The sequence below is a fragment of the Natrinema limicola JCM 13563 genome (genome assembly GCF_000337475.1).
GTDB lineage: Archaea > Halobacteriota > Halobacteria > Halobacteriales > Natrialbaceae > Natrinema > Natrinema limicola.
The window spans coordinates 36,784-60,074 of the sequence record NZ_AOIT01000051.1 but is presented as its reverse complement, the minus strand read 5'-3'; the positions used below and the strand labels follow the sequence as shown (position 1 = coordinate 60,074).

27 protein-coding genes are annotated in these 23,291 nt (G+C 63.5%); 10 read left to right on the top strand and 17 right to left on the bottom strand.

The genetic code is table 11. The features are described 5' to 3' along the window. Positions 1-70: 70 nt before the first annotated feature. Positions 71-901 (bottom strand): hydroxyethylthiazole kinase, encoded by an 831-nt coding sequence (gene thiM / locus C476_RS13195; RefSeq protein ID WP_008013790.1) that lies wholly within the window; start codon positions 899-901, stop codon positions 71-73. Continuing rightward, entirely contained in the window at positions 898-1,563 is a 666-nt protein-coding gene (gene thiE / locus C476_RS13190; RefSeq protein WP_008013788.1) for a thiamine phosphate synthase, read from the bottom strand. The genes thiM and thiE overlap by 4 nt, the downstream gene beginning before the upstream one ends. Before the next feature lie 125 nt (positions 1,564-1,688). Between thiE and C476_RS13185 the strand changes: the two genes are divergently transcribed. After that, positions 1,689-2,375, top strand: a complete 687-nt coding sequence (locus C476_RS13185; protein WP_008013787.1) for a haloacid dehalogenase type II — start codon at positions 1,689-1,691, stop codon at positions 2,373-2,375. Positions 2,376-2,660: 285 nt separating this feature from the next. Here C476_RS13185 and C476_RS13180 read toward each other — a convergent pair whose 3' ends face one another. Then, positions 2,661-3,176: a cupredoxin domain-containing protein gene (locus tag C476_RS13180; RefSeq protein WP_008013784.1), complete on the bottom strand. Its 516-nt coding sequence runs from the start codon at positions 3,174-3,176 to the stop codon at positions 2,661-2,663. A gap of 276 nt (positions 3,177-3,452) precedes the next feature. On the opposite strand from C476_RS13180, the gene C476_RS13175 reads away from it, so the two are divergent. Then, positions 3,453-4,412, top strand: a complete 960-nt coding sequence (locus tag C476_RS13175) for an AEC family transporter (protein WP_008013782.1) — start codon at positions 3,453-3,455, stop codon at positions 4,410-4,412. Between the two features lie 14 nt (positions 4,413-4,426). On the opposite strand, the gene C476_RS13170 is transcribed toward C476_RS13175, so the two are convergent. From C476_RS13170 to rpl18a, 4 genes are all read right to left on the bottom strand, one after another. Continuing rightward, on the bottom strand, positions 4,427-4,897 hold the full coding sequence (locus tag C476_RS13170) for a hypothetical protein (RefSeq protein ID WP_008013779.1): 471 nt from the start codon (positions 4,895-4,897) through the stop codon (positions 4,427-4,429). A gap of 236 nt (positions 4,898-5,133) precedes the next feature. After that, positions 5,134-6,714 (bottom strand): signal recognition particle-docking protein FtsY, encoded by a 1,581-nt coding sequence (ftsY, locus tag C476_RS13165; protein ID WP_008013777.1) that lies wholly within the window; start codon positions 6,712-6,714, stop codon positions 5,134-5,136. 24 nt (positions 6,715-6,738) lie between these two features. After that, positions 6,739-7,188: a prefoldin subunit alpha gene (gene pfdA, locus C476_RS13160; protein WP_008013775.1), complete on the bottom strand. Its 450-nt coding sequence runs from the start codon at positions 7,186-7,188 to the stop codon at positions 6,739-6,741. Then, positions 7,185-7,361, bottom strand: coding sequence for a 50S ribosomal protein L18Ae (gene rpl18a / locus C476_RS13155; protein WP_008013772.1), 177 nt, complete (start codon positions 7,359-7,361; stop codon positions 7,185-7,187). Before rpl18a ends, pfdA begins: the two co-directional genes overlap by 4 nt. A gap of 128 nt (positions 7,362-7,489) precedes the next feature. Here rpl18a and C476_RS13150 point away from each other — a divergent pair, with 128 nt between their 5' ends. After that, positions 7,490-7,801, top strand: a complete 312-nt coding sequence (locus C476_RS13150; protein WP_008013770.1) for an ASCH domain-containing protein — start codon at positions 7,490-7,492, stop codon at positions 7,799-7,801. 47 nt (positions 7,802-7,848) lie between these two features. Here C476_RS13150 and C476_RS13145 read toward each other — a convergent pair whose 3' ends face one another. From C476_RS13145 to thpR, 5 genes are all read right to left on the bottom strand, one after another. Next, the gene (locus C476_RS13145; protein ID WP_008013767.1) at positions 7,849-8,514 is read right to left on the bottom strand and encodes a translation initiation factor IF-6; all 666 of its coding nucleotides are present in this window, start codon (positions 8,512-8,514) and stop codon (positions 7,849-7,851) included. 2 nt (positions 8,515-8,516) lie between these two features. Then, complete coding sequence (locus C476_RS13140; protein ID WP_008013765.1) at positions 8,517-8,795, bottom strand: 50S ribosomal protein L31e; 279 nt, start codon at positions 8,793-8,795, stop codon at positions 8,517-8,519. A gap of 2 nt (positions 8,796-8,797) precedes the next feature. Beyond that, entirely contained in the window at positions 8,798-8,950 is a 153-nt protein-coding gene (locus C476_RS13135) for a 50S ribosomal protein L39e (protein ID WP_008013763.1), read from the bottom strand. Positions 8,951-9,098: 148 nt separating this feature from the next. Then, positions 9,099-10,070, bottom strand: coding sequence for a hypothetical protein (locus C476_RS13130; RefSeq protein WP_008013761.1), 972 nt, complete (start codon positions 10,068-10,070; stop codon positions 9,099-9,101). 133 nt (positions 10,071-10,203) lie between these two features. Beyond that, entirely contained in the window at positions 10,204-10,761 is a 558-nt protein-coding gene (gene thpR / locus C476_RS13125) for an RNA 2',3'-cyclic phosphodiesterase (RefSeq protein ID WP_008013759.1), read from the bottom strand. Positions 10,762-10,860: 99 nt separating this feature from the next. Between thpR and C476_RS13120 the strand changes: the two genes are divergently transcribed. From C476_RS13120 to C476_RS13110, 3 genes are all read left to right on the top strand, one after another. After that, entirely contained in the window at positions 10,861-12,528 is a 1,668-nt protein-coding gene (locus C476_RS13120) for a hydroxysqualene dehydroxylase (RefSeq protein WP_008013757.1), read from the top strand. A gap of 91 nt (positions 12,529-12,619) precedes the next feature. Next, the gene (locus tag C476_RS13115) at positions 12,620-13,564 is read left to right on the top strand and encodes a tetratricopeptide repeat protein (RefSeq protein WP_008013756.1); all 945 of its coding nucleotides are present in this window, start codon (positions 12,620-12,622) and stop codon (positions 13,562-13,564) included. 3 nt (positions 13,565-13,567) lie between these two features. Then, positions 13,568-13,861 carry a DUF424 domain-containing protein gene (locus tag C476_RS13110; RefSeq protein WP_008013754.1) on the top strand — a complete coding sequence of 98 codons (294 nt, stop codon included), beginning with the start codon at positions 13,568-13,570 and terminating at the stop codon, positions 13,859-13,861. Positions 13,862-14,064: 203 nt separating this feature from the next. Here the strand turns inward: C476_RS13110 and C476_RS13105 are convergent, their stop codons facing one another. The 4 genes from C476_RS13105 to C476_RS13090 form a co-directional block, all read right to left on the bottom strand. Beyond that, entirely contained in the window at positions 14,065-14,949 is an 885-nt protein-coding gene (locus tag C476_RS13105; RefSeq protein ID WP_008013752.1) for a hypothetical protein, read from the bottom strand. Positions 14,950-15,039: 90 nt separating this feature from the next. After that, positions 15,040-16,098, bottom strand: coding sequence for an eCIS core domain-containing protein (locus tag C476_RS13100; RefSeq protein WP_008013751.1), 1,059 nt, complete (start codon positions 16,096-16,098; stop codon positions 15,040-15,042). A 483-nt stretch (positions 16,099-16,581) separates the two neighbouring features. Further along, complete coding sequence (locus tag C476_RS13095) at positions 16,582-17,457, bottom strand: ABC transporter permease subunit (protein WP_008013749.1); 876 nt, start codon at positions 17,455-17,457, stop codon at positions 16,582-16,584. Continuing rightward, positions 17,454-18,431, bottom strand: a complete 978-nt coding sequence (locus tag C476_RS13090; RefSeq protein WP_049911854.1) for an ABC transporter ATP-binding protein — start codon at positions 18,429-18,431, stop codon at positions 17,454-17,456. Before C476_RS13090 ends, C476_RS13095 begins: the two co-directional genes overlap by 4 nt. Before the next feature lie 102 nt (positions 18,432-18,533). Between C476_RS13090 and C476_RS19395 the strand changes: the two genes are divergently transcribed. From C476_RS19395 to sufU, 4 genes are all read left to right on the top strand, one after another. Further along, positions 18,534-18,983: a winged helix-turn-helix domain-containing protein gene (locus C476_RS19395; protein ID WP_008013746.1), complete on the top strand. Its 450-nt coding sequence runs from the start codon at positions 18,534-18,536 to the stop codon at positions 18,981-18,983. Between the two features lie 365 nt (positions 18,984-19,348). Continuing rightward, positions 19,349-20,593: an aminotransferase class V-fold PLP-dependent enzyme gene (locus tag C476_RS13080; RefSeq protein WP_008013745.1), complete on the top strand. Its 1,245-nt coding sequence runs from the start codon at positions 19,349-19,351 to the stop codon at positions 20,591-20,593. Positions 20,594-20,767: 174 nt separating this feature from the next. Further along, complete coding sequence (locus tag C476_RS13075) at positions 20,768-21,400, top strand: HD domain-containing protein (RefSeq protein WP_008013744.1); 633 nt, start codon at positions 20,768-20,770, stop codon at positions 21,398-21,400. 173 nt (positions 21,401-21,573) lie between these two features. Continuing rightward, a complete protein-coding gene (sufU, locus tag C476_RS13070) occupies positions 21,574-21,996 on the top strand; it encodes a Fe-S cluster assembly sulfur transfer protein SufU (RefSeq protein ID WP_008013743.1) in 423 nt (140 codons plus the stop codon). Positions 21,997-22,151: 155 nt separating this feature from the next. Here the strand turns inward: sufU and radA are convergent, their stop codons facing one another. Further along, entirely contained in the window at positions 22,152-23,183 is a 1,032-nt protein-coding gene (gene radA, locus C476_RS13065; RefSeq protein WP_008013742.1) for a DNA repair and recombination protein RadA, read from the bottom strand. Positions 23,184-23,291 lie beyond the last annotated feature (108 nt).

The window sequence follows — 23,291 nt, the reverse complement described above, 5'->3', positions numbered from 1 at the left end:
TCGACCGTCTCCCGGAACGCGCTGATCGACTCGAGGAAACGACGTCTGCGGAGACGAGGGTGGCTCGCACTCAGAGCACTGGCTCGAGTTGGTCCTCGAGGTCGAACTCGGCGGCGGTGTCGGCCGTCATATCGGCGACGGCGTCGCGGAAGTTCGTCCGGTAGCTGCCCGGCCCCGTATGGTCCATCTCACCTGCCCGCTCGCCGGCGAGACCGAATGCGAGCGTACCGTGGACGGCGGCTTCGTGGGGATTCTCGAGGGCGGCACAGAATGTCGCGACGGTCGCACCGAGCATGCAGCCGGTGCCGACGACCTCGCCGAGCATCTCGTGGCCGGCAGCGAGTCGGACCGCGCCATCGGCGTCCGCGACGACGTCATCGACGCCGGAAGCAACGACGAGCGCGTCGGTCGATTCGGCGAGCGAACTGGCCGTCCGCTCGATATCCTCGTAGTCACCGACCGATTCGACGCCCTTGACCTCGGCTTCGACGCCCGTGAGCGCGGCGATCTCGCCGTAGTTGCCCTTGATAGCGGTGAACTCGATCTCCGAGAGCAGACTCTCGGCGACCGCCTCGCGCGAGGGTGTCGACCCGACGCCGACCGGGTCGAGGATGACCGGGATGTCGCGCTCGTTGGCGTTCCGGCCGGCTTCGTGCATCGCCTCGACGCGGTCTTCCGGTATCTGGCCGGTATTGATTAGGAGGGCACTCGAGAGAGCGGCCATTTCGCCAGCGTCACCGGGCGAATCGGCCATCACCGGCAGCCCACCCCAGTGGAGGATCACGTTCGCGACGTCGTTGATCGTCACCGTGTTGGTCAACGACTGAACGAGCGGTTCGGTCCCGCGAACCGTCCGAATCGAGTCCGTGAGGCTGGCGGCGGCGATATCGGTTACACTCATCGTCCGTGTTCTCCGGTAGCAACTGACTTTGTAGTTTCGACGACATCAGTGAGCGTCTCGGTCGCGATACGGGGCTGTGAGGCCGCCGTGATCTCGCTGACGACGGCAACGCCGGACGCACCCGCCTCGACGACTGCCCCCGCGTTGTCGGCCGTGATCCCGCCGATGCCGACGATCGGGATCGAGACTGCATCGGCGATTGCGGCGATCCGCTCCGGGCCGACGCCGTCCTTCGCGTCGTCGACATCCTTCGAGGAAGTGCCGTAGACGGCTCCGACACCGAGGTAGTCCGCCCCGTCGGTTGCCGCTTCTCGAGCGGCGGCAACTGTCGACGCCGAACAGCCGACGATCGCGTCCGGGCCGAGCAGGTCACGAGCGACCTCGACCGGCAGGTCCGACTGGCCGACGTGGACGCCATCGGCGTCGATCGCCTGTGCGATGTCGATCCGGTCGTTGACGATCAAATCGACACCCGCCGCAGCCGTGAGTTCGCGCAGTTCGTGGCCGAGTTCGTATCGCGAGCGAGCGCTCGTCTCCTTTTCGCGCAACTGGACGGCGTCGATCCCGCCGTCGATGGCCGCACGAACGATCTCCGGCGTCGTCCGATCGCCCGACAGCGACGCCTGCGTCACGAGATAGGTCCGCCAATTCGAGGGATTCATGGACGATACCAGTCGGTAGTCGTACTAAGCGGCTTCGGTCGATCCGGCGATCAGACTCTCGTTCGACCGGTTTGACGGCGGAACGAACGGCCCACGTTCTTGCCACTCCCCAACATACTGCCGCCATGGCATTTGATCCCGACCGCGTCACGACGGTCACGTTCGACTCCTACAGCACGCTCGTCGACGTCGATGCAACCGCAGCCGCGCTCACGGAACACGCCGACGTCGACGACCCAACACCGATCTCGCAGACGTGGCGGGAGCGCTCGATGCAGTATACGCTCGTCGCGAACCACCTCGAGGAGTACGAAACGTTCTACGAGATCAATCGGGACGCGCTCGCCTACGCGCTCGCGGCCCACGGGCTCGACGTGTCCGCCGCCGACCGCGAGGCAATCCTCGAAGTGTACCACGAACTCGAGGTCTTCGACGACGTGCGAACGAGCATCGAGCGGTTGCACGAAGCCGGCTACGATACGTACGTCCTCTCGAACGGCAATCCGGAACTGCTCGATTCGATGGTCGACCATGCCGGCATCGAGGATCTCGTCGTCGATACGATCAGCGCCGACGAACTCGAGACGTTCAAACCCGATCCCGATCTCTACCGCCACGCCGCCGGTCGGACGGGGACGCCGATCGACGAACTCGCCCACGTCTCGGCGCTGTGGTTCGACGTACAGGGGGCGATCCACGCCGGCATGCAAGGCGTCTGGCTCGACCGAAAGGCGACGCCGTGGGATCCCTTCGGCGCAGACCCCGATTTGATCGCCGACGGACTCGGTGATCTGGCGGATCGGTTATCGTAGCCACTGACAGTCACTGTCCCCTGATCACACGAGGGAAGCCGGTTTTGAACGACATCGCCGAGAAGCGACGCTCTGCGGTCGAAGCTGTCCGAGAAGGATCCGTTTTCCCGCCGTATCTTCACCTTGTGACCAGAGGCACGTAAAGAACGACGGCAGGTCACACGCAGTGAGGGGTCGATCCGGCAACACAATATCGTCGCTCTCGGCTTTCGCATCTCGAGGAGGGCGCGCTGGGTCCGTAGCGTCGCCGCGAGAACTGCCACGAGCCTGCGAAAGTCGCAGTTGTTAGCCGGTCGTGTTTCCGCCGGTCTCGTTTCCAGTTTCGTTTCCGGTTTCATTCCCGCCGCCACCGCCGCCACCGCCGTCTTCAACCCAGCCGATATCACCGATCATCGTCGTCGGATGGATTTGACAGATGTACGTAACCATCTCCCTGCTGGCCTCGAACTCGAGCCACTGGTCTTGGGGTTCAGTGACGACTTCTGTCTGAAGGCCGTCGATGACTTCGTCGTTTTCATCACGGATTTCGATATTGTGCTCGGCACCGTCACCAGTCGTCCAGCCGATCTCGTACGTTTCTCCTTCTTGAAGAATCAGCGTCGGGTTCACCTCGCCCTCGATCGCCGAGGGTGCGATCCCTTCCCACCCGGACGTCTGCCCATCAAATTCGATCGCCGTACCGGGCTCGATCTCTATGCCACCACCACCACCACCGCCGTTACCGCCATTTCCGCCATTCCCACCACCACCGCAGCCGGCGACAAGCGCTGTCGACGCCGCGACACCTGTCAGCTGAAGCATCCGCCGCCGGGAGATGTGCGCATCTTGTGCCATCGTACGACGCTCAACGTCAGTATAAATAGCCCAATTCCCGTCCAATGCATGGTGATCAAATCGGATTCAATAGAGCCGCACTGTCAGAAGAAAGGACGAGACGGTGCACCCAGACGAAAACACGATCGGAACCTCCATATCGGCCGCAACCAGTATATCGCTCCGTCATGCAAGGTGCGATCGTCTCACAGCCGATGAATCTCCGCAATCGAACGTCACGACGTAACTGCCAGATCCCGATCGATGGCTGATCTGTTCGGTATCTTCGGCTCTGCAATCGGGCCGATCATCGCCATTGCGGGTGTCGGCTACGTACTCGCAACCGTCAAGGAGATCGATCCAGAGCCGCTGAACACGGCTGTCGTCTACGTACTGGCACCCGCGCTGGTCTTTCACAGTCTCGCCACCACGCAACTCGAGGCGGCGACGCTCCTGCGGGTCACGATCGGCATCGTCGCGTTCACCGCGGTGATGTGGGGGATCGCCGAACTCGTCGGGCGCGCCGTCGGCGAGGAAGAGCCGGCGCTGAGCGCGCTGGTACTGGTCGCGATCTTCTGTAACTCGGGGAACCTCGGCATTCCCGTCTCCGATTTCGCGTTTGGCGACCTCGGACGCGGGACGGCCGTCCTCTTTCTCTCGGTCCAGTCGGTATTGATGTACACCGTCGGCGTCTACCTCGCCTCCCGGAGTAGCGGGTCGGCCGGGCTTGCGGGCGTCCGCCGAGTGTTCTACATTCCACTGGTCTACGCCGTCGGCGCGGCGCTGCTCGCGCGGGCACTAAATCTGGTCCCGCCCGAGGAGACGGCAACGATGGAGACGCTCCGACTCGTCGGCGACGCCGCGATTCCACTCATGTTGCTCATTCTGGGCATCCAACTCGCACGCACCGACACCGCCGCAGCGGTCTCGCGAGCCTGGCCCGCGACGGCGCTCAAGATGGGCGTCGCACCCATTGTCGGCCTTGGAATCGCGCTTATGCTTGGCTTTGAGCAACCGACCGTCGCGCGCGTGTTCGTCCTCGAGACCGCGATGCCCGCCGCGGTGACGCCACTGATTCTCGTCATCGAGTTCGCAGGCAGCGCCCGCACCGAGGGGGTACTCGTCTCTGAATACGTCTCGACGTGCGTGTTCCTGACGACACTGCTTTCGATACCAGTGCTAACAATCCTCATTGCGCTCCTACAGTCAGGCGTCGTGATCTGACCGAGTCAGCGTTTTCAGCCGAAACAGGCGACGAGCTCGCCGTGCGTTCGCGGATCGGGTTCGAACGACAGGTCACCAGCGACGCCGTGGTATCGTGCCCGGAGAACGACGTGCTCGTCGACGTAGTAGACGGTGTGGACGTCCCATTGGTCGCGTGGGTCGGTGGCTGACTGCTGGGACCCCAGCCGGAGATCGTAGCGGATCGCTACCATGAGCGCCGGGTTCGACGATGAGCCGAGCGTCCGCGTTCGATAACCCGTCCGTCGGAGTTCGAACGTTCGTGTTGTCACACCGTACCGGGCGAGAAATTCGTTCTGCCGATACGCACGCTCGAACTCGGTGACGTACGCGACCGTCTCGTCTCTCAGTGACGAGTCGGTCGATCGGTCGCGAACTGCAGCGGGGCTGAGCGCCGACGGCGGTGCCGGATACGGTTTGGGCGCGAGTGCATCGTCGTCGGTCGGGACAGGAGGCTCGGGACGCACAACCGAGTTGCACTCATACCAGTCAGGGGAAACGGTGCCGGACTCGAGTGACGGTGTATCCGTGGCGTTCGATCCGTGCTCGAAACCGCCCGTTGTAACCGCCACCGTAGCCGTCACTGACGCGAGGAGGGTACGCCTGGAGGGAGGGCGGCTCATACGTAGACGTTTCTGACAAATAATAAGTGTCTTCTGAAATGGTCGTCAATTGATACGAATGGCGGTCGCCGGGCGGAGGCCTACTCTTCGCCCAGAAGCCGGTCGACCATCTGTTCGGGGTCGAACCGTTCTAGGTCGTCGTATCCCTGCCCGACACCGAGGAACAGAATCGGCTTCCCGGTGACGTGTGCGATCGAAATCGCTGCCCCGCCGTTGGAGTCGGCGTCCGCTTTCGTCAGGATTGCCCCGTCGATCTCGGCGGCGTCGTTGAACTCGCGGGCGCGGTTGACCGCGTCCTGTCCGGCGACGGCCTCGTCGACGAACAGCGTCATGTCCGGGCCGACGACGCGGTCGATCTTCTCGAGTTGGTCCATCAGCCCCTCGTCGGTGTGGAGTCGACCCGCCGTATCACCGAGGACGATGTCGATGTCGTTGGCCTCGGCGTACTCGACGGCGTCGTACAGCACCGCCGCGGGGTCGCCGCCCTGTTCGTGGCTGATACACTTCGTATCCAGCGCGTCGGCGTGTTCTTGAATCTGCTCGTTGGCCCCGGCGCGGTAGGTGTCGCCGTTGGCCATCACCGTCGAGTACCCGCGTTCCTCGAAGTAGCGGCTCAGCTTGGCGATCGACGTCGTCTTGCCGACGCCGTTGACGCCGGTGAAGACGATCGTCACGGGCTTGTCCTCGATGGCGATCCGCTCGTTGAAATCGAACTGCCCGACGCTGATCACGTCGTAGATCGCATCGTGTAAGGCTTCCTCGACGACCTCGCCAGTCGAGGTCGTAAACGTCCGCGTCTCGCCGATCAGTTCGTCGCGGATGTTGTCAAGGATCTCCTCGGCGACGCCCATCTCCACGTCGCTCGAGAGCAACGCCAGCTCGAGTTCGTGCAAGGGCCCCTCGAGGTCTTCCGCTTCGATGACGAACTTCCCTTTGACGAGGGATTTGGCCTTCGCGCCGAAGCCGGTGCCGCCGTTAGCGTCGGCGTCGGCGTCAGCACCGACGTCCGCGTCGGCGGTCGCCTCGTCCGCGTCGCCCGTCGGCTCCCGATCATCGCTCGTCTCGGCCGGTTCCGCGGGCGACGGTGACGTCTCGTCCTCGGTGGGCGTCTCCACGTCCGACTCAGCGTCAACGTCGGCGTCGGTGTCAGCGTCGGCGTCGGTGTCAGCGTCAGCGTCGGCGTCGCCGCTGGAGCCGCCGAAGAGCGATCGCGCCTTGGCACCGATCCCGAGCCCGCCACCGCTGTCGTCGTCGCCCTCGTCCACCGGTTCCTCGTCGGACGTCGCCGTCTCTGCGGGCTCGTCACCAGCCGTCTCCGAAACCGAAGCGGCGTCGTCGGCCTCGGGACGGTCGGGAGCGGAATCGGGCGCCGACTCATCGCCGGCAGACTCGGCCATATCCCCAGATGCGGACTCGGTCGTCTCTGGCTCTGGCTCCGTCCCCGTCTCGGCCGTGGCTGTCGCCGGGGCAGCCGGCTCATCGGCCCCCGGTTCGGGGGTAGTATCGGTGGCTTCCGCAGCGTCGGGCTCCGCCTCCGATTCGACGGTCTCGAGTTCGTCTTCCTCGAGGTCAGCCTCGTCGACGTCCTCGACGTTCTCTTCAGCGGCTTCTTCAGCGCTGTCGCGGAAGCTTCCGAGCTTCTCTTTCAGGTTATCGAACATAGGTATCGAGTGGGGACCGCCGCGTTACTCGTCGGGGCCCTGGCCCTGTCCCATCTGCTGCATCTGCTGTTGCATCGCCTGCTGCTGGAGCTGCTGGGCCTGCTGTTCGAGTTCGCTGCTCTCGGTCTCGAGTTCGGCGATCTCCTCGTTGAGCTCGTCGATCTGCTCGTCGAGGCGCGCTTTCTTGTTCTCGAGGGCGTCGACGGCGTCGGCTTCCTCGAACTCCGCGGCATAGTCAGCGCCGAGCTCGACGATCACTTCGTCGATGTTCTCGATCGTCGTGCGGAGGTACGCGCCGCCGCCAAGCGGCATCTGGACGGTCGAACCGGTCTCGAGCGTCTCGACAGCTTCGATGGCCTCGTCGACTTCGGTTTTTTCCTGCTGGATTGCCTCGACGTTCGTCTGGAGGCTTTCGATCTGTTCTTCGAGCTCCTGAAGCTGCTGGGAGAGCTGCTGAAGTTGCTGCTGGCTCATTGTTCGGATACCTCGTCGAGTTTGATTTCGGTTCGCTTGAGTCCGTGCTGGCTCCCGAGCTGGGAGAGCGTGTGTTCGCGGGCGACGTTCTCGTTTTCGGCCTCGATGCTCGTCTCGAACGGCGCGTAGCCGTCGCGGCTCTTGAACCGACCACTGACCGTAAATTGACTCATAGCTATCCTTCCGGCAGGCAGTCGGAAGAATCTTCCCTTCCGGTTCGGCCGTTCGGACCCAACACGAGCGAGGACCGACAACCAATGGAGGGTCAACGATTTTACCGCATCGGCCCGAATCCGAAGCCATGAGCGAACGCGAGCCCAGCGAGTTGTTGCCAAACGAGCGAATGCAAACGCAGGCCCTCGAGGGCGACGTGACACAGATCCACCGTGGGAACCAGTACGCCGACAAAGGTGATACGTTCACGATCGACGGGACCACCTTCGAAGTCACCGACGTCCGCGAGCGCACGCTCGGCGATCTGACCGACGAAGACGCACAGGCCGAAGGAATGGACGACCTCGAGGCGTACAAGCACGTCCTCGAGCGCGCCCACGAGAACTTCGAGTGGGACGACGACAGCGAGGTCGTGTTACACCGGTTCGAACGCCAGTAACAGAACGACGGCGGCCGAGACAGTACTCGAGTCCAGAACCGATCGGTTCAGTCGAGATAGCCCAGCGCGTCCTCGATCCGGCCCAGTTCGGGTCCGGTCGTGTCCTCGCCGACGACATAGCCGGCGTCGTTGGCGAGCAGGCCGGAGCCGACCAGCGGCGCGCCGTAGTTGACCGTGCCGACGTCGGCTCGCACGTCCAAGGCCGCCTCGAGCGCGTCGAGTTCTTCGTCGGTGGCCTTCGGGTGGCAGAGCACGCCGGTGTTGTTCGCGACGGCGGCGGTGCCGACGGTGCGGACGCCGGCGAGGTCGCCGCGTTCGACGGGCACGTCGAGCGTATCCGTGACGATCTGGACCGCCTCGCGGGGCAGGTCCGGATGGACGTAGGCCCCATAGTCGTTCGCGAGGACGACGTTTCCGGCAGCGTTGATCGTCCCCGGCAGTTCGGCGACGGGCACGTCGACTGCCTCTTCGATCGTCTCGCGTTCGTACTCGAGGACGCGGGAACTGACGAGCAGGCCGTTTTCGTTCCCCGTCGCGAGCGCGCCGACCGTCGAGGAGCCGCCGACGGTCGTCGGCACTGCAGACACCTCGAGTTCGTCTGTCAGGTCGGCGATGACGTCGTCGTCGACGTCGGGGCGAACGAGCACGCACGAGTCGGTCGCGCGGGCGAAGACGCCGACGTAGGCCGACCCGGCGAAGGCGAGGCGTTGCAAGTTTAGTCGGCGACCTCGGCTTCGACGACGGTTTCACCCTCTTCGTCGAAGCGGGCTGCGCGGACGCGCAGCTTTCGTGGCGGGTTGGAGCGGCCGTTCTCCCAGACTGCCTCGTTGATCGAGGGGTCCAGTCGAATGACGTCCTCGTCGACCGCGAAGTGTTTCGCGAGGTGTTCACGGACCAGCCGCATTGCGTAGTCGGCGGCCGCGTGGTTGGCTCCCTTCTTGACGTCACGCAGTGGAACGGTTACGACGCGTTCCTCGAAATCACTTGCACTCATCGTTATTCGTCAGTGTCGTTTCGCCGCCAGTGGCGTCGCTTCGGGTTGCGCTGGACGTCCATGTCAGTCTTCATCATGACCCAGGCCGGCACCCGGCTGTTCTGGTTCTCGAGTTTGGCAAGCCGCTTCTTCTTGCCCTTCGATTTTTTACCCATAGTGGCCGGACGTAGCCCATGCTGGCTTAAAATCTTGTCCATCTCGCAGGGCACCCCGCCAGTCGCTCACGACGGCGATGAGCCACGAGCGATTACGGTTGTCTCGGCGTTCTCGTCGACACGAGACGCCCGAACGCTACGCGGGGTATCAGGCCTCGAAGCGGCGCTCGAGGGTGCGGGTGATGGCCTCACAGGTGGCGTCGCTGAGGGCGGTCGTGTACGTCCAGGTGTCGATACCGTCGGTCCCGTCATGGCGAGAGAACTGATCGTGGTCGTAACAACCGGTTCCCTGAAAGCGAGTGCCGGCACCGATCCGGTCCGGACCGGCGTAGGCGGTCGCGATCGGCGAGATCTCGAGCGTGGTCGGGTCAGTCCGGATTGCCGTTCCGAGGACGTGCTCACAGCGTGTCCCGACGACCTCCTCGACGATCGACTCTGAGAGGAGGGTGTGGATCGTCTCGTGGATCGCCATGTTCTGCGTCACGGCTCGCGAGTCCCAGCGTTCCGTCGCGCCGACGTTCACGACTGCCTGTGCATCACCGTTATCGCCTGTCCCAACCAGCGAGTTCGGCGACAGCGTGCCGCCGTAGCCGACCCGATAGTTCAGCGGCGACCAGTGTAACAGCACGTGACAGGTGTCGCCGGCGAGCACATCGTGAGTCCGCAATCGCTCGCGGAATCGGTCGAGGAGGCTCTCGAGCGACGGGAGCACGGCGTTGGGGGACAGCGACCGCATGGACGGCGGAAACCGAACCGGACGCCCGCGCTCGACGGCGATCTCGAGGGACTCGAGCCGGGATTGCTCGCTGGCGTATGCGAGCACCTGATCGAACGCGGCCTCGATGGCCGCCAGCGCATCACGGAACGGGGCCGGCCAGTTGCGACGCAATGCATCGAGCCCATCCCCCAATCGCGCCTGAAGCGGCACGACACCGGGGTGGACCCGAACGCGAACGGCTGCGTTGCCGCCGTGACCGACGGCGGTCGTCTCCGACGCACCGACCGGCGAGACGAGGGCTGCGCCGCCGACGGCAGCGCAGATATCGCGGAGCGCTTCACGGCGTGAGACGTGCCACCAGCTGCGTGAGTTCGACGAGGACTCGTCGGAGCCGGGTGCCATCGTCACACCGCCGATACATGACACCGGGTCATTATTCCTCGTTCTGTATTTCGTGATTATATTCCGTATAGACGGGCTACAGCGACCGTTCAGGAACCAGTCGGCGTTCGAGCACCTGGTCGGACGACGGCAGCTACTCGAGGGGGAACGACGCGACCGTCGAGTAGACTGGTCCCTCGTCGGTGAGCGTGCTCTCGGTCAGACGCAGTTCCGCGACGCGCGTCTCGCCGATCGTCGGATCGCGCTCCTCGACGAGCTCCTGGACCAGTTCCTTCCCGCCGGCGTGTTCCATCCGCGCGAGCGTGACGTGAGGTGTAAAGTCGTGGTCTTCGGGATCGAAGCCAAGGTCGGTCGTCCGCGCTTCGATCGATTCGTGGAGCGTGGTGAGTTGCTCGCCGCCTCGCTCGACACCCAGCCAGAGGACGCTGATGTACTCGAGGGTCGGGAAGACGCCCAGGCCACCGTAGCGGACGGTAAAGGGGTCGACGCCGGCGTCGTCGACGGCTGCCTCGAGTGCCCGCTCGAGATCTGGGAGGTGATCCTCGTCGGTATCACCGAGGAACTTCATCGTGACGTGGGCCTGCTCGGGGTCGGTAAACGAGAGCCCGCTGGCCTCGGCAAACTCGGCTTGCAAGTCGGCGATCGGCTGTGCGAAGTCGTCGGGGAGATCGACGCTGACGAACAGTCGCATACTCGAATCCTCGTGGGCAGCGTACTCAATAGTGACGGGCAGGTGGCCGTTCGTGGTTAGGGATGCTGGTTATGTGAATCGATCCCGCAGGTGGTTGCAATGACAGACGTTGCCGTGATCGGCGGTGGAATCGGCGGCCTGACCGCGGCCCACGAACTCGCCGAGCGCGGGTTCGACGTGACCGTCCTCGAGGCCAACGATCGCTTCGGCGGAAAGGCCCGATCGATGCCGATCAGCGACGAGCCGGACGCGCTGCAGGGCGAACACGGGTTTCGGTTCTTCCCGGCGTTCTACCGGCATGTCATCGACACGATGGAACGGATCCCCGACGGCGACGGCACCGTCGCGGACAACCTCGTCGAGACCGAGGCGACCCTGATCGCGGATACGGCCGGGCCGGGAACGATCGCCGAAACGCGCACACCCGAGACGATCCGCGGCTGGCTCGAGGCACTGCGCCCGGCGTTCGCCGAAGACCTGCCCCGCGAGGACGTTCGCTTCTTGCTCGAGCGGCTGCTGTATCTGCTGACCGCCTGCGACGCCCGCCGCGAGGGCGAACTCGACGACACCTCCTGGTGGGAGTTCATCGACGCCGAGAACCGCTCGCAGGCGTTTCGCGATCAAGTCGCCAACACCACCCAGGCGCTGGTCGCCCTCCGACCACAGGTCGGAAGCGCTCGGACGATCGGCACGATCTACCTGCAACTGCTGCTCGGCCAGCTCGACCCGACCCGGCCGACCGAGCGCATCCTCAACGCGCCGACCAACGAGGCTTGGATCGATCCCTGGGTGCGCCACCTCGAGTCCCTCGGCGTCGACTGCCGATCGAACGCTCCAGTCGAGCGACTCGCATCAGAAAGGACCCACGTCACCGGCGTCGTCTTGGCCGACGGCGAAACTATCAGCGCCGACGAGTACGTTCTGGCCGTGCCGGTCGAGGCCGCCCCTTCGTTCGTCACACCGGCACTAGAACGACTTGCGCCAGAACTGGGTCGCATCGAACGGCTGGACACGGCCTGGATGAACGGCATCCAGTTTTATCTCTCCGAGCCCGTGGACCTGCCACGTGGCCATCAGGTCTACGCCGACGCGCCGTGGGCACTGACCTCGATCGCCCAGCGCGAGTTCTGGACCGGCTACGACCTCGAGGCACACGGCCCCGACGACGTCGCGGGCGTCCTCTCGGTGATCGCCTCCGACTGGGACACGCCAGGAATTCTGTATGGAAAGCCGGCCAAGGCGTGTACGCGTGAGGAGATCGCCGAAGAGATCTGGGTACAACTGAAAACACATCTAAACGCGGCCGGAGAGCGCCTGACCGACGAGCTGCTCGTCGACTGGTTTCTCGATCCGGCGATCGTCGAGACCGGCGGTGCACCGGAGACACAACGGGCAGCCGATGATGCCGTCACCGACCGCGTCGAGAACCGCTCGCCGTTGCTGATCAACACCATCGGCTCGTTGCGGAACCGACCGCCAGCCGACACCGGGGTCAGAAACCTGACGCTGGCGAGTGACTACGTGCGAACGAACTCCGACCTGGCCTCGATGGAGTCGGCGAACGAAGCCGGCCGCCGTGCGACCAACGCGATCGTCGACCGACACGGGGCACACAGCCGGGCGCGGATCTGGGAACTCGAGGAGCCCGTGGTGTTCGAGCCGTTCAAGCGACAGGACCGTGTCCGGTACCGCCTCGGGTTGCCCCATCCGGCGGCGGTGACGCAGTCGCTTCGGGGCGCCACCAGACGCCTCGTGGGACGAATCTGAGAGGGGCGTTCCGACGCGCGCTCGACGCTATTGGAACGCCGCCGGTACCCGGGTCGCAGCCCTTAACAGTCGTCGCTGCCACATGCAACTAATGACTGATCGAGACGACGAGCGCGACCATCGCTTCTCCGAGGGAGACGGATTCGGCGATCCCTACGAGGAGTTCGACCTGGACCCGCCGGAGCTGGGCGTCGACCCGTCGAAGGTCGATCCCGTCGACTCCCGCGTCGTCACCGACACGTTAGACGAGCACAACATCGATCGGGACGCCGTCGACGCCGCCGAGCTGCTCGACGTCGGCCTGAACTACATGCAGATCAACCGCTACGAGCAGGCCACCGAGGCCTTCGAGCGAACCGCCCGCTTCGCAGAGGACGACAAACTCGCACAGGAGGCCTGGGTGAACAAAGGCGTCGCCCACGGCGAACTCGAGGAGTGGGACGAAGCGATCGGGGCCTACCGCGAGGCGCTACGGATCGACGACTCGAGCGAACACGCCGCGACCGCCGAGACGAACCTCGCCTATGCCCTCTGGGAGTTCGGCGAGACCTCCGAAGCACTCGAGCACGCCGAACGCGCCGTCGAAATCGACGAGCGATTCGCCGCCGCCTGGTTCAACCGTGCCTTTTTCCTCTCCGAGCGCGGGCTGGCCGAGGAGGCGCTCAACTGCATCGATAACGCGATCCGACTCGGGCTGCGCAACGCCAAGGTGATCGAAGAAAAGGCCGAGATCCTCGAGGAACTCGGCGAGTACGACCAGGCCGAAGAACTCGCCGAGGAGGCAAATCAGATGCGCGAGCGGGCCGAACAGGAGATGATCGACGACCACGAGCAACGGTACGGCCAGGGACCGGGCGGCGCCGGCGGTGGTGCCGGTCGCGGAGCCGGTGCTGGCGCTGGCCGCGGCGGTCGCGGCGCAGGCCGTCAGCCACCACAACGGGGCGACATCGATCTCGACGACCTCGGACTCGGCGAGCTCGGCGGCGGTGACGCCGACGAGCGCGAGGACGACGACCGCGAGTGGGAACTCGAGTAACGAATGATCGTCAACGAACGACAGACCCAGGAAGGGCTACTGGTCGCCGTCTGCGACGAGGAGGTCCTCGGCGAGACGTTCGAGGAAGGTGAACTCTCGCTGACCGTCACCGAGGAGTTCTACGGCGGCGACGCGGTCGAGGAAGGTGCAGTCATCGAAAGCCTCGCGCAGGCAGACGTCGCCAACATCGTCGGCACCCGCGCCGTTGAACTCGCCGTCGAGGAGGGCTTTATCGACGAGGCGAACGTCCTCGAGGTCGGCACGACGCTGCACGCACAGTTGTTGCGGATGCAGTAATCGTCAGCGCCGATCCATCCCTGCGGACGCGCGATTTTCAACCGGGTATCCGCTTGGAGCACCATTCTGACATCCGCGCCAGTCTGCTGGCGGACACGTACGAGGATGTGTTGGCCGTCGGGACACTCGGGGTGCTCACCGTGATTGCACGGTGAACACCCGCACATTGGGATCTGTTCGGAAACAGAAGACGAGGTCGCTTCTTACCCGAGCAAGCGCTGTGCGTCGGGGTCGTGATAACTCGGATACATGTCCAAGAGCTTGTAGGCAGCCGTTGCGTCGAGTCGCCCATTCCCAAGCACCCGGAATTCCTCGGGTGGCTCGACACCCATGCGGACGAAACAGTCCCGAATCTGGCATTTGAGATGATGATCAAGGTACTCGCGGAACTCCGCAAGTGGGCCGGGATCGATCGGTGGTAACTCGATCAACGTGTCCGGTTCGCGCTCGAACGGATCAGTGTCCGGCTCGGCAGTGTGTTGTACACCGTCGTTGTCGAGATACGTCGTATAGAGCGTGGATACGGCATCAATATAGGCACCGTCGGAGAGGTCGATCTCTTGCTCGTCGGCCCGGTCAACGAGATCCGCGGCGAATGACATCCAGTCAGCGATTGCACCAGCAGACAGTGTGTTCAGTGGTTGCTCTTTTACCGACGGGTTCGACAGGTCCAGCCCGTAAGCGGTCGCCATGTCCTCGGCGACATCAGTCAACTCCGTCTCGAGTGGATCGACGCCGAGATACACGTTCTGTCGGTAGAGGACACTATCAGAGCTTGATGCAAGCGGTGGAACGGGTATCGGTCGTTCGGCGTCGAAGTCGTAGTAACTCCGTAGCTGGTTGTAGAGATCACCAAACAATTCGTCAAACCGGTCGTCATCGAGATCCTGAACAGTGAGTCTGACGGCGTTGATGCGCTCGGGATGATCCATCGGTGGCATCGTGTCGTATCCCCGCTCGATGTAGACGTAATACCGAGCGAACTTCCGAGCTTGTTCGTTGTACTCGTTTTCTTCTGGAGATCGATCGGCCGCTTTGGTAGCGTACGCATCGCACTGGTGATGTTTTATTTCTCCGTCGAACTCCATCTCAATGACGTGCTCAGCGTTTTTATTATCAATAATACTTAATCCGACCCGCTCATCGTTTTCACCAGTTATTATTGCATCCATATGAAATCACCTCCGGCTTGAACCAACACCTTGTGAATCATCAGCTTGATCAGACCCGTCGAGAAGTTCATGGATTTTGTCCTCGACGAGTTGTTCAAGAATCTCTCTTGCTTGGCGTCCTTTCTCAGCCACGAAATCCGATCCCACGTCGTAGACCTGGCCAGTAAGCGTCTTGGTAACATCGCCAGCCATTCCTTTGGCCATTTCCTGCCCGACCGCAGTACCACCGATCGTACCGAGGCCAGGCGAGACCATGGTACCAGCAACGCCCCCGAGCAGGCCACCTACCGCGCCGACAGCACCCTGAGAGAGGGCCTTGCCGACGCTGTTCATCACCGAATCGTCGCCGGTGACCATCTCTTCGATCGAGGATACACGTTCCTCGAGTCGTGACACCGTTTGTGCGAGTAACATCCCGTCATTCCGGGACGCAGCCTCCTCACGGGCCGTCTGAAGTTGCTCGGCCTCGGGCATGCGCTGGATGTGCACCTCCGTCCCCATCCGATTGATCGTCACCGGGCCGTCGGCCATCGCCTGCTTGGCCGCCTCTTCGGCCTCGCGCTCGAGTCGCGGATCGGGATCGATCTCGAGTCCACTGCCTTTCTGGGGCATCATGCTGATCGCGGCCCCGGTCTGCTGGCGAACGTGTGCGAGTTCGTGAGCGAGAAGGTGCTGTCCCTCTGGCGACTCGGGGTCGTACTCGCCGTGGTTGAACGCGATATGATTGCCAACGGTGAACGCCCGCGCGTTGATCTCATCGCAGGCCTTTGCGGCGGTCGCATCGGCGTGAACCCGTACGTCACCGAAGGAATCGCCCATCCGCTCTTCCATCGCGCGCTGGATGCCGCCGTCCAGCAGCTGGCCAGGTGTGCTGAGGACATCTCGTACTGACGCGGGCACACTCGTGTCCCCGACTCGGTCGGTGTCGTACTGTGCCTCGCGGCTGCGCTGGACGGACGCCGCGTTCTGGCGCTCGATATCTCGTGGCACCGTCGCCGGCCGCTCGGCCTGGCGCTCGCGGAACGCGTCCATATCCACCGGCTTCCCCATGAGTTCGACCGGCATTCCCTCGTCGACCCAGCCCTGGACTCCGCGGGACCGCAGGCCCGTTCCAATCGCTGAATCTGGACTTCCTGCCCAGGCGCGTACAACTCGAGGCCATACCGTTGCTCGATGTCCGCTCGAGCCGGCGTCGGCGACGTGCCAGTCGACCTCGCGTTCGACTGCGATCTCACGTCCGACGTCAGCGATCGGGAGCGATAACTCGCAGAGTCGTCGGTCTGCTCCGCCTTCGACTCCGAGTTCGCTCGTATACCCGTGTATCCCATTCCGTCTCTACCCTGATTCTTTTCCTATAGCGACATGTAATTAACTGTGATTAGTTGGTAAAATACTAAATATTCGCATTCAGACAGCAGGGCAACCCAAAATCTTCGATGCAGAGAAGCCTACGAAGAAGCGGTCAGGAATCGCCACGAATAGGCGATCGACACAGTGATCCAGTGTGCGAAATATCGTCAGGTCGGTACCGACAATGGCAGATATCTGTTAGAGATCTGTCCGCTGGAACCGGTAGTAGCCGATCGCGACGGGCACGATCAGCCAGCACAGCATGACGACGACACCGAACCAGTCCTGCAGGTAAAACGGCGCGTCGCCCGGATAGCGTTCGGCCGGCGTCATGCCGGCGGCTTGCATCTCCTGAAGGCCATACTGGAACCGGAAGGGGTAGACCGAGTTCTCGAGGATGGCACTGGCGAGGTTGGAATACGCGAAGAGCGGGTTGAACTGCTCGAGGACCAGATACCACGTCTCAGCTTCGACAGGGACGGGTTCGTCGTAGATGAGGTAGTAGGGGCCGGCAGTGAGCAGTTCCCACAGTGCGACAAACACCATGTAGAGCCCGACGACGGTTGCCATCGACTTCCCGCGTGTGGAAACGCTGGCGGAGACGCCGACGGCCAGCCCGACGAACATCAGTCCGAACAGCAGCGAGACGGCAGCGAAGCCGAGCCAGTCGACGAACGGGACCGAGCCGAAGAGGGCAGCTCCGAGGACCAGCGAGACGAGGAACGCGAGGCCGACGGCCAGCCCGACGACGCCCATGCGCCCGAGTAGCTTACCGAAGACGACGTCGGTCCGGTTTGGCGGCAGGCCCAGCAGGATCTTGATGCTCCCTGAGCGGCGCTCACCGACGACGGCCATGTAGCCGGCGATCAGCGCGGCGACTGGCAAGATCACTTGCAGCGGGACCCCGAGGAAGCTGAGCACCTCGGCCGCAGTGGTGTCGTCGACAGTCTGCCAGATCGCGACGTAACCGATGACAACGATCCCAACGAGCAGCCCGATCAGCGACCAGAGAAGTTTCGAGCGGCCGGCGTCTTCGAACTCCTTACGGGCAACGGTCGGCACGTGCGAGGTCATCGTGCCACCTCCGGTTCCGTCGCGACCGCATCGGCCGGTCCACCCTGTGTCTTCGAGTCGTCCACGTCGCCGTTAGTTAGCGCCGTAAACAGCGACTCGAGTGACACCTCCTCGATCCGCAGATCACGAATCGTCGCGCCGGCGTCGGCGAGTTCGGTTACCAGCCGCGCCTTCGCGGCCGGATCGGCGATCGTACACTCGAGGGTCCGCCCCGACGCAGTGACGTCGGTAACGCCCTGCAACTCGTCGGCGACTGCTCGGACCTCGGCGGCGGGACCGGCGAGCGTAAGCGTCATCGTCGCGCCGCCGCCGAACTGCTCGCGAAGCCCCTCGATCGTGTCGACGGCGACGAGTTCGCCCTCGTTCAAGACGCCGACACGGTCACAGACCGCCTCCACGTGCTCTAAGATGTGACTCGAAAAGAAGACGGTCGTCCCCCGTTCGGACTCACTGCGAACGAGGTCCTGCATTTCGCTGATACCGTTGGGATCGAGCCCGCTTGAGGGCTCGTCCATGATCAGCAAGTCGGGATCGCCGACCAGCGCGATACCGGTTGCGAGACGCTGGCGCATTCCTTTCGAGTAGTCACCGGCCGGCCGCGCGGCGTCGTCGGCCGAGAGCCCGGCGCGCTCGAGAATCTCGTCGGGGTCGTCGGTGGCACTTTTCGTCTTGATCGCGAACTCGATGTGTCGGCGACCCGAGAGTCGTGGATAAATGTCGAACCCCTCGGGGAGGACGCCGACACGGGGACTGATCGCGTCGGCCTCGGCCTGTGCGTCGTAGCCCAGTACCGTGGCCGACCCGGCGGTCGGCCGCGTAAAGTCTAGTAGCATGTTGATCGTCGTCGACTTCCCGGCCCCGTTCGGACCCAGAAAGCCGAACACTTCCCCCTCCTCGACCACGAGGTCGAGGTCGTTGACAGCGGTGAGGTCACCATACGCTTTCGTCAAGCCGCTCGTTTCGATCGCGGACATCTCGATCATCGCTACACCAGTCACATGTATAGTCCGGTGCGCACGCTTTCAGGGACAGAAACTGTGGGTTCTTTTATATTTACATATCATACGAACAACCGAATGCCCGACGATGAGGAGCAAGAACTGCTGGCGTTACTCGATGACGAGTATGCCCGGCATATCCTCATCGCGGCCAGCGAGGAACCGATGTCCGTCGAGGGCCTCACCGAGTGCTGTGATGCGTCGCCGCCGACGATCTACCGCCGGATCGACCGGCTCACAGCACAGGGGTTTCTCGACGAGTACCAGGAGCTCGATCCCGATGGACACCACTACAAGACCGACAGCACGCGACTCGAGCGCGTGGCGATCGAGATCGCCGACGGCGAACTGATCTCGCTGTACGTCGACTCGCTTCCGACGGCACTTGCCGTCTCCACGTTCGACGTCGTGGTTGGACTCGTCGTCTTACACCTGTTCAACGCTGCTGCATGGCTCCTCGCACGGTACACGGACCTCCTGCTTTGGAACGCACAGCCGTCGATCGTAAGTGAGCCGCCCGAACTGTAGGTCGCCGGTGCATCCATCCAACGTCTCGCGGCAACCGCAGCCACGCGATGACGGCTCCGGGTCCAAATTTATTTGGAGATACTGGTTTTCCCGAGCGGCTCCAAGGCTGGATTGCGGCAGGGGAGTCTCCTACCGTACCCCCACCCCACCCCCACTTCCCTTGCCGTCTGCCTTCCGACCACCCATCCCACTCCCCCCCTTTCACTTTCCCACTGCAGTTCCCACATTCCGTGCCCGTGTCCGATCGGCCCGGCACCGAGATCAGTGCAATCATAGCGACACGAGCGGCCGATTCGTTTCGACTCCGGAAAACGAAGTTCGCTGAACCGAAGGAGTGTTTTGTGTGCGGTCCATCCTAGACACCAATGAGTCAACAGAACCTCGAGTCACTCGACGTCGAGGCGATCCGCGAGGAGTTCCCGATCCTCGAGCGGGAATTTGACGGCCAGCAGGTCGTCTACCTCGACAACGCGGCGACGACCCAGACGCCCGATCCGGTCGTCGACGCGATGAGCGACTACTACCGGGAGTCAAACGCCAACGTCCACCGTGGCATTCACCACCTGAGCCAAGAGGCCTCGATCGCCTACGAGGAGGCCCACGACCGCGTCGCCGAGTTCATCGGCGCTGACGGACGCGAGGAGATCGTCTTCACGAAAAACACGACCGAAAGCGAGAACCTGATCGCCTACTCGTGGGGACTGAACGAACTCGGCCCCGGCGACGAGATCGTCCTCACGGAGATGGAACACCACGCCTCGCTGGTCACGTGGCAACAGATCGCCAAGCGAACGGGTGCGAACGTCGAGTACATCCGCGTCGACGAGACCGGCCGCCTCGATATGGACCACGCTCGCGACCTGATCGGTGACGACACCGCGCTCGTCTCCGCCGTTCACGTCTCGAACACGCTCGGCACCGTCAACCCGGTCGGCGAACTCACGGCCCTCGCCCACGAACACGGCGCGCTCTCCTTTATCGACGGCGCACAGGCGGTCCCCAACCGGCCCGTCGATGTCAGCGAGATCGACGCCGACTTCTATGCCTTCTCCGGCCACAAGATGGCCGGACCCACCGGGATCGGCGTCCTCTACGGCAAGCAGTCGCTGCTCGAGGAACTGGAGCCGTACCTCTACGGCGGTGGCATGATCCGGAAGGTCACCTTCGAGGACTCGACGTGGGGTGAGCTCCCCTGGAAGTTCGAGCCCGGCACGCCGCCGATCGCCGAAGCCGTCGGCCTCCATGCCGCGATCGACTGGCTCGAGGACCTCGGTATGGAACGGGTGCAGGCCCACGAGGAGGAACTCGCTGCCTACGCCTACGACCAGCTCGCGGCCGAAGGTGACGTCGAGATCTACGGCCCCGAAGGCGGTGCCGACCGGGGCGGACTGGTCAGTTTCAACCTCGATGGCGTCCACGCCCACGACCTGACATCGATCCTGAACGACCACACGGTCGCCGTGCGGGCAGGCGATCACTGTACACAGCCGCTGCACGACAAACTGGGCGTGCCCGCCTCGACTCGCGCGTCCTTCTACGTCTACAACACGCGCGAGGAAATCGACAAGCTGATCGACGCGCTGGACGACGCTCGAGCGCTGTTCGCGTAGGCTCCGCCACCAATATCTGCGGCTTTGGACAGCCCAAGCACACCGAATAGCAGTGCGTATTCGGTGTGGATCCGTCCGAAATGGCCTCGAGCAAGGAGCCGCCAGCTACTACGGGGAACGACCAGTGGTCCCGATTGCAGTGGCTTTTTGATCCGGTCCCGATCACCGACAGCCATGCTCGAGGCAGTCCGAACCCGCGCTCGTCCCTATTTCGAGGACGCACCGCCGGCCCACGACTGGCACCACGTCCAGCGGGTCGACACACTCGCCGAAACGCTCTGCGAGCGCCATCCCGAGCCAGTCGACGAGCGCGTGGTTCGACTCGCCGTCGTCCTCCACGACATCGGCCGAACGCGGGAGGACCGCGGCGAGATCGACGATCATGCGCGGTGGGGTGCACAGGAAGCCGGGACGATTCTGCGCGACTGCGGCGCCGACGCGGAGACGATCGAATGCGTCCAGCACTGCATCCGCGCCCACCGGTATTCGAACGACGTCGAGCCTGCGACGCTGGCGGCGAAGGTCGTCGCCGACGCGGACGACCTCGACGCGCTGGGTGCGGTCGGCATCGCTCGAGCGTTCGCTCACGGCGGCGCGATCGGGTCGCCGATTCACGATCCGGCGTGTCCGGTCGGCGAGGACGACACCGATGCCGGCGCGACGCAGTACAATCACTTTTTCAAGAAGCTTCTCGAGTTGCCAGCGCGGCTGCACACCGACGCGGGTCGCGACCTCGCCGTCGACCGTGTGGCGTTCGTTCGGGACTTCCTCGAGCGGTTCGACAGGGAAGTCGACGGCGGGCGCTGACGGCGTCGGCTGATACGGTCTGCTGTACCGGTTTACCGGTGCAAGCGCAGGGCGGTCACGGTTGTACCGGCAACGACTGGCAGTAGTCCGTATAAATCCGTTACAGGCCGACGTGATCGCCGGTTTCGGCCCCGGAACCCTTTTACAACTCACTGGCCTATCCGTATCTACCGATGGGACTGGGCTCTGATATGTACCGACAGCAGATCCTCGACCACTACAAGAACCCTCGGAACTACGGGGAACTCGAGGATCCCACGTTCACCCACATCGGCGAGAACCCGATGTGTGGCGATGAGATTCGTATGGACGTCAAACTCGACGACGACGAGGAGACGATCGAGCAGGTCGCCTTTTCTGGCGACGGCTGTGCGATCAGTCAGGCCTCCGCCAGCATGCTCTCGGGCGAACTCCGGGGCAAGACAGTCGACGAGTTACTCGAGATGGACCGCGACGACGTGATCGACATGCTCGGCGTCGACATCTCGCCGATGCGGGTCAAATGTGCGGTCCTGGCCGAGAAGGTTGCCCAGGACGGGGCGGAGATCTATCAGGGAGACCTCGACGTCGAGAAGACGACGACCGAGGACGACTGACACGGTCTGCTGTGTTCGCGGTTCGGTCTCTGACCGGTTTCGCGTTTCGGTACCATCGTCTCGAGCGACGGTAGCCGTCTCGAGACGGTCGCATGCAGCGGTCGAAATGAGACTGCCAGAAAAAACGCCGCTGGCTCTATCAGCCAGAGATCCGCTTATTCCGGCTTCAGGCCTTCGTCCTGAACGCGCATGACGGCCTCGCCATCGGCAAGGTTCGGCGCGTCGACCAGCCGGACGATCCGTTTGTCGCCTTTGGACTTGCGCAGATAGATCCGGAACGTCGACTTGTGGCCCAGAATGTTGCCACCGATGGGCTGGGTCGGGTCGCCGAAGAACGAGTCGGGATTCGACGCGACCTGATTCGTCACGATGACGGCGCAGTTGTAGAGGTTGCCGACCTTATCCAGGTCGTGGAGGTGCTTGTTGAGCTTCTGCTGGCGGTCTGCGAGTTCGCCACGGCCGACGTACTCGGCACGGAAATGAGCGGTCAGCGAGTCGACACAGAGCAAGCGAACCGGATACTCCGACTCCTCGTGTTCGCCCGCGAGTTCCTTTGCCTTCTCGGCCAGCAGCATCTGGTGGTTGGAGTTGAACGCCTTCGCGACGTGGATCTTCTCGAGGAAATCCTCGACGAGGTCGTCGACGGCGTCCTCGTCGTCGGCCGAGCCCTCGATTTCGCGATCCTCGAGGGCCGCGTCGATCGCCTCGTCCGGCAGTCCTCGTACCATGTCGTCGATCCGCTCGGGGCGGAAGGTGTCCTCGCTGTCGACGAAGATACAGGAGCCGTGGAGGCCGCCGACCTCCTTCGGAAGCTGGACGTTGACGGCCATCTGGTGAGTGACCTGGGACTTGCCGGCACCGAACTCGCCGTAGACCTCGGTGATCGACTGGGTTTCGATCCCACCGCCCAGCAGGTCGTCGACCTCGTCGATGTGCCAGCTGAGCTTGCCGATCTCGTTGCGGCGCTCGAGGACCGTCGAGCCGGTCTCGAAGCCACCGATGTCGGCAGCGTCGCGGGCAGCGCGGACGATGTCGGATGCGGTGGATTCGCCGACATCGGCCGTATTCGAGAGTTCGGAGGGGGAGGCAACGGCGAGGCTCTGGAAGGAGTCGAAGCCTGCGTCGTGGAGTTTGTCTGCGGTCGCCGGTCCGACGCCGGGGAGCGTCTCGAGATCTGCTTCGGGCATACTCTGCCGTTGTGCTGGACCCCCCATAAACCCTCGTTAACAGGGGAGTGAAAGTGAAAGTGCCGGCGGGCGCGGGGGTTCTCCGAAACGACTGCACTACATTTATTA

What these genes read in the sequence shown, in the direction of transcription:
- thiM (WP_008013790.1), bottom strand. Translation starts at nt 901, where the DNA reads ATGAGTGTAACCGATATCGCCGCCGCCAGCCTCACGGACTCGATTCGG.
- thiE (WP_008013788.1), bottom strand. Translation starts at nt 1,563, where the DNA reads ATGAATCCCTCGAATTGGCGGACCTATCTCGTGACGCAGGCGTCGCTG.
- C476_RS13185 (WP_008013787.1), top strand. Translation starts at nt 1,689, where the DNA reads ATGGCATTTGATCCCGACCGCGTCACGACGGTCACGTTCGACTCCTAC.
- C476_RS13180 (WP_008013784.1), bottom strand. Translation starts at nt 3,176, where the DNA reads ATGCTTCAGCTGACAGGTGTCGCGGCGTCGACAGCGCTTGTCGCCGGC.
- C476_RS13175 (WP_008013782.1), top strand. Translation starts at nt 3,453, where the DNA reads ATGGCTGATCTGTTCGGTATCTTCGGCTCTGCAATCGGGCCGATCATC.
- ftsY (WP_008013777.1), bottom strand. Translation starts at nt 6,714, where the DNA reads ATGTTCGATAACCTGAAAGAGAAGCTCGGAAGCTTCCGCGACAGCGCT.
- pfdA (WP_008013775.1), bottom strand. Translation starts at nt 7,188, where the DNA reads ATGAGCCAGCAGCAACTTCAGCAGCTCTCCCAGCAGCTTCAGGAGCTC.
- rpl18a (WP_008013772.1), bottom strand. Translation starts at nt 7,361, where the DNA reads ATGAGTCAATTTACGGTCAGTGGTCGGTTCAAGAGCCGCGACGGCTAC.
- C476_RS13150 (WP_008013770.1), top strand. Translation starts at nt 7,490, where the DNA reads ATGAGCGAACGCGAGCCCAGCGAGTTGTTGCCAAACGAGCGAATGCAA.
- C476_RS13140 (WP_008013765.1), bottom strand. Translation starts at nt 8,795, where the DNA reads ATGAGTGCAAGTGATTTCGAGGAACGCGTCGTAACCGTTCCACTGCGT.
- C476_RS13135 (WP_008013763.1), bottom strand. Translation starts at nt 8,950, where the DNA reads ATGGGTAAAAAATCGAAGGGCAAGAAGAAGCGGCTTGCCAAACTCGAG.
- C476_RS13130 (WP_008013761.1), bottom strand. Translation starts at nt 10,070, where the DNA reads ATGGCACCCGGCTCCGACGAGTCCTCGTCGAACTCACGCAGCTGGTGG.
- thpR (WP_008013759.1), bottom strand. Translation starts at nt 10,761, where the DNA reads ATGCGACTGTTCGTCAGCGTCGATCTCCCCGACGACTTCGCACAGCCG.
- C476_RS13120 (WP_008013757.1), top strand. Translation starts at nt 10,861, where the DNA reads ATGACAGACGTTGCCGTGATCGGCGGTGGAATCGGCGGCCTGACCGCG.
- C476_RS13115 (WP_008013756.1), top strand. Translation starts at nt 12,620, where the DNA reads ATGACTGATCGAGACGACGAGCGCGACCATCGCTTCTCCGAGGGAGAC.
- C476_RS13110 (WP_008013754.1), top strand. Translation starts at nt 13,568, where the DNA reads ATGATCGTCAACGAACGACAGACCCAGGAAGGGCTACTGGTCGCCGTC.
- C476_RS13105 (WP_008013752.1), bottom strand. Translation starts at nt 14,949, where the DNA reads ATGGAGTTCGACGGAGAAATAAAACATCACCAGTGCGATGCGTACGCT.
- C476_RS13100 (WP_008013751.1), bottom strand. Translation starts at nt 16,098, where the DNA reads ATGCCGGTCGAACTCATGGGGAAGCCGGTGGATATGGACGCGTTCCGC.
- C476_RS13095 (WP_008013749.1), bottom strand. Translation starts at nt 17,457, where the DNA reads ATGACCTCGCACGTGCCGACCGTTGCCCGTAAGGAGTTCGAAGACGCC.
- C476_RS13090 (WP_049911854.1), bottom strand. Translation starts at nt 18,431, where the DNA reads ATGTCCGCGATCGAAACGAGCGGCTTGACGAAAGCGTATGGTGACCTC.
- C476_RS19395 (WP_008013746.1), top strand. Translation starts at nt 18,534, where the DNA reads ATGCCCGACGATGAGGAGCAAGAACTGCTGGCGTTACTCGATGACGAG.
- C476_RS13080 (WP_008013745.1), top strand. Translation starts at nt 19,349, where the DNA reads ATGAGTCAACAGAACCTCGAGTCACTCGACGTCGAGGCGATCCGCGAG.
- C476_RS13075 (WP_008013744.1), top strand. Translation starts at nt 20,768, where the DNA reads ATGCTCGAGGCAGTCCGAACCCGCGCTCGTCCCTATTTCGAGGACGCA.
- sufU (WP_008013743.1), top strand. Translation starts at nt 21,574, where the DNA reads ATGGGACTGGGCTCTGATATGTACCGACAGCAGATCCTCGACCACTAC.
- radA (WP_008013742.1), bottom strand. Translation starts at nt 23,183, where the DNA reads ATGCCCGAAGCAGATCTCGAGACGCTCCCCGGCGTCGGACCGGCGACC.